The sequence below is a fragment of the Bradyrhizobium sp. MV1.5 genome (genome assembly GCF_055807615.1).
The window spans coordinates 127,905-135,850 of record NZ_JBVVPL010000015.1 but is presented as its reverse complement, the minus strand read 5'-3'; the positions used below and the strand labels follow the sequence as shown (position 1 = coordinate 135,850).

Genomic DNA, 7,946 nt, shown 5'->3' with positions numbered 1-7,946 from the left:
GGGGGGGGGGTCCTGTTTGTTTGCCCCACCCCCGCCCCAGGGGGGGGCCCTCGGGCACACCCCGCTTCCCCCCCGGGCCCCCCCCCCGCCCCCGCCCACGGGGGGGGGGGGGGGGCTTCCCCCCCGCCCGATTTGTCTGATCAATCATATCGAGCATCTTGGTGGCGTAGGCTTCATCTTCGAGCCTTTGCGCCTTCTCCGCGGCGTCGGCAAAGCTGATGCTGGCGTCGATCTGGAAGCCACTTGCAACCAAAGATTTAGCAGGTAACATCCGGATATTGCGGGAGATTGCTATGAGTTGGCTTCAGGCCCTTCTGTCGGTTGCAGCTATTTATATCGGACTTCTTGCGTCTTCAACAATGCGTTTCAGCCTAAACAGGTGCTGGCATCAGCAAAATAAGTTTGCCCATCGCCAGCAAGCGTTCCGTTTGGTAGAATACCGGTGGCCGTCCTGGGCCAAAGGGATCCGCTAACTTCGGAGTCATATTAAACCAACGAGGAGGATTTGATGTTCAAGCGTCGCATCGGGCCTGACATTCATGCTGCTGGCGTCACCACGGGGATCAAGCATTGCCCCGACATCTGGGAGCTGGACGACGGCAGCATCGCCGTTATCGGTATCAGAAAGACCTCCGTGCTCAAGGGACATTTGCCCGGCGGAGCGTCCTGCGGCCCCGACGAGGAGATCGTCGTTCTCCCTCGAAACCTCGTGCTTGCGGCAAAAGGCGACCTGACAAGTCTCGACTGATGTTTTGCTCAACACGCGACATTGTACGGCATCTCCCTTATCTAAAGGGCGATGCCTTTTCTGCTGCGTTCACGTCGATGTGGGATTCGGTTTCCAGCCAAATCCTCAAACTCGAGACGCGACAGGCCTATGAAGAGCCCGGAAACCCGAGCTTTGATGCTTTCAAAAGGGGCAATTGGGAAGAAGCACTTCACCTCATTCCCGCGTCCCACGCGGATGACGTGGAGTTGTACGAATCTTTTCGAGAGCGGGGAATTGACTTCATACGCTGCCGACCTGTCGCTTTTCCTCCAAGCGATTATATCCGATGGGAATTCGAGCACTACAAGTTCAACCAACGACTAGGTGAGCGGATTTTTATCGCGAACCTTGTTGCTGTGGACGTTCTCTTCCGAGAGAACGCGCAGCACGACTTCATGGTTTTCGACGCTCGGCTTGCCGTGATTTACGACCATGATCCAGACGGACGCTTTCTCGGCGGATGGGTGACGGATGATGTGCCCACGATCGCCGAACTGCAGAAGCTTTTCATCTTCATCAAGGCAACCAGCTCCGCCTTTGGGCTCGTAAGTTCATGACACAGGCCTTTTGGCTTGGCTTTTTCTTCGATATCTTGGAAGGCCTGAAAGCGCATTGGTTTCAGCTCGCCCAAACCCTTGGCATCATCACCAGTATCTCAATCGGCATCGCCACGCTTAGGCGTAGCCAGCAATCTCGCGAGGTCGAGAACTACCTCAAACTGACACAGTATCATCGAGACGTTTGGAAGATCGCGCTTGATAAGCCTGACCTGTATCGGATTTTTTCAGAAAGCGAATCTATCCGAGGCAGAAGTCTGAGCGACATCGAGCAGCAATTCCTGACTTTCTTATTCCTGCATCTCACGTGTTTCTACGAAATGCAGAAGACCGCGCAATTGGCGGATATCTCCGCGATCCGCGCGGATATAGGCTCGACGTTGCGAGCGCCACTTGTCCAGCAATTCTGGGACGAGCGAAAAGCCTTCTATAACAAAGATTTCGTAAACTTCGTCGAGGACGCGCGACGTTCCGTCTACAACTAGATAGGAGGTGGCGTCTGCAAGTTGGTTGCAGTGGCTCTTGGATTTGGGGGTCCGGGGGCTTGCCCCCGGCCGATTTGTCTGACCAACGACATCGGCTCGCTGGGCGAGATATGCGCGAATTCGCGTCAGGGAGTGATGTTTTCTTGCAACCTGACTGGAGTCCTAAGAGGCTTCGCCAGGTGAATGGCGCACTTATACATCGCTTCGCGACATAGGTGCGCGGCCGCCACGGCGGCCGGAAGAGTCGCTACGCGACAAGGAACAAAGAAAAAGACAAGAGGTTGGCGTCCTACCATCTGTCCGCACAGCCGGTGAAGCGCTCCGAAGGGCGCTCGGTTGTCGCGATGGCGGCGTATCGTGCGGGCCAGGCTCTCAAGGACCATCGACGCGGGACAATCGCGGACTACAGCAGGCGTCGCGGCGTCGTTCACGAGGAGATCGTCTTACCCGATGGATGTGCGGAGTGGCTTGGAGACCGTGAGACGCTCTGGAATCACGTGGAGGCGATTGAGGTACGCCGCGATGCGCAGCTCGCCCGTGAAATCAACATGGCGCTGCCTCATGAGCTTACGCACGAGGAACGCCTGGCGCTGGTGCGCGCGTTCGTGAAAGAGCAATTTATCTCCCAGGGCATGGTGGTGGACTTCGCCGTCCACGCCCCCGTGCCCGAGAAGGGGGACGACCCGCGGAATTTCCATGCGCATCTGTTGTTGACGCTGCGGCAGGCGGGCCCTCTGGGATTCCGGCGGGTCAAGACGCGCGCGTGGAACAGCGACTCCATGCTGGTAAAATGGCGCGAGGCTTGGGCGGTCCATCAGAACGACGCTCTGCGGGGAAGGGGCCACAAGGCGCGGGTAGACCACCGCAGCCTCGTCACGCAACGGGAGTCCGCCCTCTCCCAGCGCGACCATGTTCGTGCCGTTACGCTTGAACGCCTTCCCGAGCTGCATGTCGGCCCCAAGGTGAGGAAGGCAGTGCGCCAACAACCTCCCGTCAGTAGGGACAAGGCCGCCGGGCCGGTCCGCCGCAGGCCGGACGGCAAGGAACGCCGCAGGATAGCGTACACGCAGTTCGACGAGGGCAGCCGCGCCGACCACAACGTCGGCCGCCTGCGTGCCAACGCCGGCCGGTTCGGCTTGGCCGCCGCGAAGGCGCAACGGCACATCGCGCGCCTGAAGACGCGGCAGGCCTACTACGCCAGCCGCATCCGCGACTCGGAGACCTTCACTGATGCACACGAGGACCGCGCGTCGGCTTGGGAGCGAACCCTGCACGCCCGCAAGCGGGCGGCGCAAGTTCAGCGGCTTATTGCGGAGCTCGACCGGTTGTTCTTCGAGTTGCTCGGTTTGCGTGAGAACCAGCTTGTTCGCTTCACGGTTTGGTCAAACCGCGCCACGAACCGGCGCCCGGATCTCACGCACCTTCACGTAAGGGCCCGGTCACGCTCGCAACAGAACTGAGGGAAAACAATGCCTAGGCGACTGACAGTTCAAGTGGCAAACTAAGGCTTGCACAGGCTCCGCGAGGATCTGCCGATGAGCTCTCAAGATGAGGCGACGGCCGACATTGGCACGGCTTTGATCAATGGCGAAGACTGCTTCCCGGACCTCGAAGGCCTCAAGGAAGATTTCGACATCATCTACTTTCTCGATTTGTGCGCCGGCGTCGAGGCTGCGATCCTTTATGACGGGCTGGATCTGACCAAGGTCGGCAAAGGAGCCGCCCCGATCCTCGAGCCGCTTGCTGAAGCCGGCGTCTTGCGCCTCTACACACTGAGCGCGGACGAGAAAAACATGATGGGCGCGGTGGAGTCCATTTTTGCCAGGCCACGTTCGGCCGAACTTATGGAGCGGGTCGGCAAGGCGAACTACTGGGACGCCGCCGATATGGACCTCGCGATAACGGCGCAGGTCGCGGCGACGACGCTGCCGGCCGACTTCATGTTCGAGGAAACGCTGGGCAAGACCCTCACCCTGCCGTTCCGGCACGTCCCCATCTACCTGGCGATTCCGACGGTCGTGACGGAAAGGAATGCGCTGTATGCCGCGAAGCTGTCGCTTGCAGAATCCTACGCGGATCTTACTGCGACCATGCTCAGCTTCCGCAGTGAGCATGCCATCCACGACCTTGACAGTCTTCCGCTTCCGCCCCTGGCCATGGACACGCTGAAAGACGCCCGCACCTTCGACGAGCTGGGCCAAATCATCCTGGACAAGAGGAAACAGTACGAACCGCTGCGGCGGCGTTTCCGGGACGTTCGGGAACTCTACGTCTCGCCCGACTACTCGCTCAAACAGCGCTATACCGAGAAGGTGAAGCTGGACGCGGACATGCAGCGCATGGGCAAGATGGTCCGCAATGTGCCGACCATCTTGAGCTTGGCGGGCGACGTGGAGAAGGTTGCCGAAGCCGTCGCACCGATGATCGCGCACGACATGACCAAGGCCGGCAAGCTCGTCGGCCCGGTCACCAAGTGGATAGACGACCGCACCTTCCGGTGGCGCATGCGGCCCCTGGTCGGCCTCATCGAAATGTATGACGACGCTGGGATGCGCCAGATTGCGGACGTCAGCCAAAGCCTGTTTGGCCACACCCTTACCGATGCTGATGCCGCCCGGGCCCGGAATTATGCGAAGGCCGTTGAGAAGTATGTACCCAAGGAGACGCGCTAAAGCTTAGGTGGGCCGCCAGCGGTCGAACTTCCCCCACCAGCGCCAATGCCGCCACGAGCGGTAGTTGACCTTCGAGGCGAGGACCGGATAGCGCAGGATGTCGCTGCGATAGAGCACCAGGGAGCGCCTGCCCGGCAGGCGCAACACTTCGGACGGGTCCAGCAGCCAGCGGCCGGTCTCCGACAGTCCCATGGACTGCTGCTCGCGCACCATGTCCATGTTGGACCGCGAGGTGCCCTGGTTCTTTGAGAGTGAAGTCGCCTGGCCGATGATCTCGGAAACGAACCTCGCGGCTTCCAGGTCGGCAACGTTGAAGAAGACCTTACAGGTGGCGTTGGCCAGAAACGAGCCGGATCGGCGATAGAGCTCGCGCAGCTGGCTCATGTCCTGGAAGACGAGAAGGGGGGTGCAGTAGGCACGCAAGTACCCTACCCCGCGCTCGAGCGGTTCAAGGCTGCCGAGGGCAGCCGCCTCGTCGAGCAGCAGCAAGACCTTCTTCTTGGGCCGTGGCAGGTTCTTGCCGCGGGTCAGCGTGTTGATCACGCAACCCACCATCACGCGCAGGAATCCCGCGTAGACCGAGAGCTTCTCCTCGTCGACGATGAGGTAGATGGTGGACACCTCGCTCACCAGCTCGCTGAGCTGGAAGGTCGATGAGGTGCTGATTTCGCCGGCGGGGCTTGCCGAGGACCAGACGCGGGTGGCTTTCTCCGCGTTGGACAGCACGCTGCGGTATTCCTCGCTGCCTTCCATGGCGAGGAAGCTGCCGGCCAGCTCGCGCGCGGCGCGCGTGCCGCTGCTGGCGATTGTGTGCAGCAGCTCCTTGAGGGTTTCCGGCGGAAGCGTCGAGAGCGTGCGCAGTTGGGCCATGGTGCGCAGGGGCGGCTCAAGCCGCACCACGTGCAGGATCAGGCAGGTGAGCAGGCCTTCGGCCTTGCTGTCCCAATGCGACTCCTTGGCGTCGGGGATGACCATCAGGCGCGCCAGCGCCTCGGCGTCGTCCTTCTCGTGGAGCCCATCCACGCGGATCATGTCCAGCGGGTTGAAGCGATCGGACGCGTGGGGATCGGTGGTATCGAGGATCCGCACCTTGCCGAATTTCATCCGACGGCGGCGCGTAATCGCACTGTTCTCGCCCTTGATATCGGTGCAGACGATCGACCCGCAATAGTCGAGCAGATTCGGGATGACAACGCCGACACCCTTACCGGCGCCCATCGGCGCAAACACCGCAATCATCCCGTCCCTGTTGAAGCGCAAAAAAGAACGGCCTGTCCGGCCGACAATGGGTCCTTGTCCGCGTCGCACGCCGGACCAGAACAGTTCCCATCGGTTCGCGAACCTTGCGGAGCCGAGGGCTCCGCCCGGATTGAGGCCGCCCCAGCGCCAAAGCATGATGATGAAGGACATCAGGAGAATGAGTGCGCGAATGCCAAGCCGGACGGCGAACAAGGTTATTCGCAGCAACACCCAAACCACCTCCATTGCCTGAACTGTTACATATTCTCTCCAGGACAACCAAGCAGTCGCCGGCAGTATGCGATCATCGGTCTATGCAAGCATCTGTTTCTGCGAAATCCGGCTCCCGCGTGATCATATGTCGGACAAACGAGTGTATGCGGTGCTACCGCGGCCGTGCGGGCGTCAAGGGTTGAACGAGCGGGCAAAGACCCGCCCTTGACGCCGCTTGCCGCGACTGCGGTGGGCCTGCCGTCACCGACACCCCGGAATGGGCGTCTGCCGTCGCTTAACGTGGCAGGTTTCGCAGAATTGCACCGCCTACATCCCTGATGATGGCAGCGCCGGCCCGTCTCTGCTCGACGTCGGCCTGTGCGCCTTTGTGCCCGAGGCTTGCCGCGCGATCATAAAGATCTGTGTCCTCTCCAAGTGTCTTGGCCGGAAGCTTTCCCGCGCGCATAGCATCCGCGAGAGAAATCATTGCATCAGGGTCGCCCAATGCCGCACCTTTGCGGAAGTATGGCTCCGCCTCCTGCCACTTGCCTTGTCTGGCAAAATACTGGCCACCATGGTCAAAAGCTGCCGGGTAATTAACCGTCATGAGATAGTCGAACAGGGACTTGGCGGAAGCTTGATTTCCCGCCGCGTCGAATGCTCGCGCGCGTTGGTAGTAAAAGCGTAGCTCCGAAGGATACGAAGTCAGGGCTTGGCCGCACGCCTCGATGGCCGCTGCCGCATTACGCTTGAGATCGGGCCACTTTACACCCAGGTCAGCCGATACCCTGCGTCGATCGTTGGGATTGGCGGCAAGCCGGTCGCAGTCCGTCACACCGGCGCCCTGGGTGGCGGAGGGAGAGCTTTGCACCGTCTGCGCCGCGTTAGCCTGTGATGTCGGCTGGGGTGTCGACTGTCCCCCCGGCGTCTGCACAGGCGGAGCAGGTGCGGATCTCGGAACAGCTCGTTCGGCGTCGAGTTGCTTTTGCACCTCGGCCAGTCGGTCGCGCGTCGCCTGGTGGGCCTTCTCTTCGCGGTCGAGGTCTGCCGACGAGACCTCGGCTTTTCTGCGTGCGGCATTGCGCTCTAGTTCAAGGGTGGCGACGGACCCAGCCAGTTGTTGGTTCCCCGACATAGCCCCCGTGCCGGCCTCGAGTTGTTTCTGCACCTCGGCCAGTCGGTCGCGCGTCCCTTGGTGGGCCTTCTTCTCGCGCTCGAAGTCAGCAGACGAGGTCTCGGCTAGCCGGCGCGCAGTATCGCGCTCTAGCTCCCGTACCGCGATGGAGTTGGCCAATTGGAGCTTCTCCGACGACGCGGCGGTCAATGCTTGCCGTGCCTTGTCGCGTTCAGATGTGACCGCGGACAACGAGCCTCTCGCGTTTTCAAGCGCCGCGGCAGCAGTTTCATGCCGAGCCTTCACACTTGCAAGTTCGACCTTCAAGGTCGACGCCTCGAACGTCTTCCACCCGCCGAAAGCTAGTGAGCCGAGAGCCAACAGCGCCATCACGATCAGCCAAACAGTTGGCGTGCTAGCCGATCGCAAAGAATAACGATTTGCCTCTTCCGACTTGATCGTGGTGGCCAACTCTTCGTCGACATGCAGATTTTTCGATTCAATGTAGGAATCGTCAGATTTTGTTGGGATATCCTCCGGTTTCGGTGCTTCGTAAGACGGCTGCGTCTCCTGGGGCTTTGCTGGCTCTGGCTCCGGCGGAAGATTGAACCTAGTCGAATAACCTACCGCAGGAATCTCAAACAAAAGCGGATCGTCAGCACTTGCCCACTTGAACTGCTGGTATGGGCCCGAAAAGCTCAGCCTCTCGTCCTCGCGCAACATATCCCACGAAAATTCATGGATAGCCGCTTGGTAGCCTTCTGGAGCCAGGTAGAACTTGGTCGTTGAATTTCTGATACGGAAGGTCGGACGTTTCACCGGGCTGGAAGGCACTCCGGTAGCCACAATGAGCAGCGCTTCCGGGTCCTCCTTCCGTTGAACGGTCACCTGGCGCAC

General features: G+C 60.5%; 7 protein-coding genes. 5 read left to right on the top strand and 2 right to left on the bottom strand.

The window, feature by feature from the left end; all coding sequences use genetic code 11:
* Positions 1–508: 508 nt before the first annotated feature.
* The 5 genes from AC0L2J_RS16895 to AC0L2J_RS16875 all read left to right on the top strand — a co-directional run bounded on the left by AC0L2J_RS16895 (position 509) and on the right by AC0L2J_RS16875 (position 4,483).
* Positions 509–748: a hypothetical protein gene (locus AC0L2J_RS16895; protein WP_473392215.1), complete on the top strand. Its 240-nt coding sequence runs from the start codon at positions 509–511 to the stop codon at positions 746–748.
* Positions 748–1,326, top strand: coding sequence for a DUF6879 family protein (locus AC0L2J_RS16890; RefSeq protein ID WP_473392211.1), 579 nt, complete (start codon positions 748–750; stop codon positions 1,324–1,326). Before AC0L2J_RS16895 ends, AC0L2J_RS16890 begins: the two co-directional genes overlap by 1 nt.
* Positions 1,323–1,811, top strand: a complete 489-nt coding sequence (locus AC0L2J_RS16885; protein WP_473392208.1) for a hypothetical protein — start codon at positions 1,323–1,325, stop codon at positions 1,809–1,811. The genes AC0L2J_RS16890 and AC0L2J_RS16885 overlap by 4 nt, the downstream gene beginning before the upstream one ends.
* Before the next feature lie 281 nt (positions 1,812–2,092).
* Positions 2,093–3,271, top strand: a complete 1,179-nt coding sequence (mobQ, locus tag AC0L2J_RS16880; RefSeq protein WP_473392204.1) for a MobQ family relaxase — start codon at positions 2,093–2,095, stop codon at positions 3,269–3,271.
* 75 nt (positions 3,272–3,346) lie between these two features.
* On the top strand, positions 3,347–4,483 hold the full coding sequence (locus tag AC0L2J_RS16875) for a hypothetical protein (protein ID WP_473392202.1): 1,137 nt from the start codon (positions 3,347–3,349) through the stop codon (positions 4,481–4,483).
* A gap of 3 nt (positions 4,484–4,486) precedes the next feature.
* On the opposite strand, the gene AC0L2J_RS16870 is transcribed toward AC0L2J_RS16875, so the two are convergent.
* Entirely contained in the window at positions 4,487–5,968 is a 1,482-nt protein-coding gene (locus AC0L2J_RS16870; RefSeq protein ID WP_473392197.1) for a type IV secretory system conjugative DNA transfer family protein, read from the bottom strand.
* A gap of 262 nt (positions 5,969–6,230) precedes the next feature.
* Positions 6,231–7,946, bottom strand: coding sequence for a tetratricopeptide repeat protein (locus AC0L2J_RS16865; protein ID WP_473392194.1), 1,716 nt, complete (start codon positions 7,944–7,946; stop codon positions 6,231–6,233).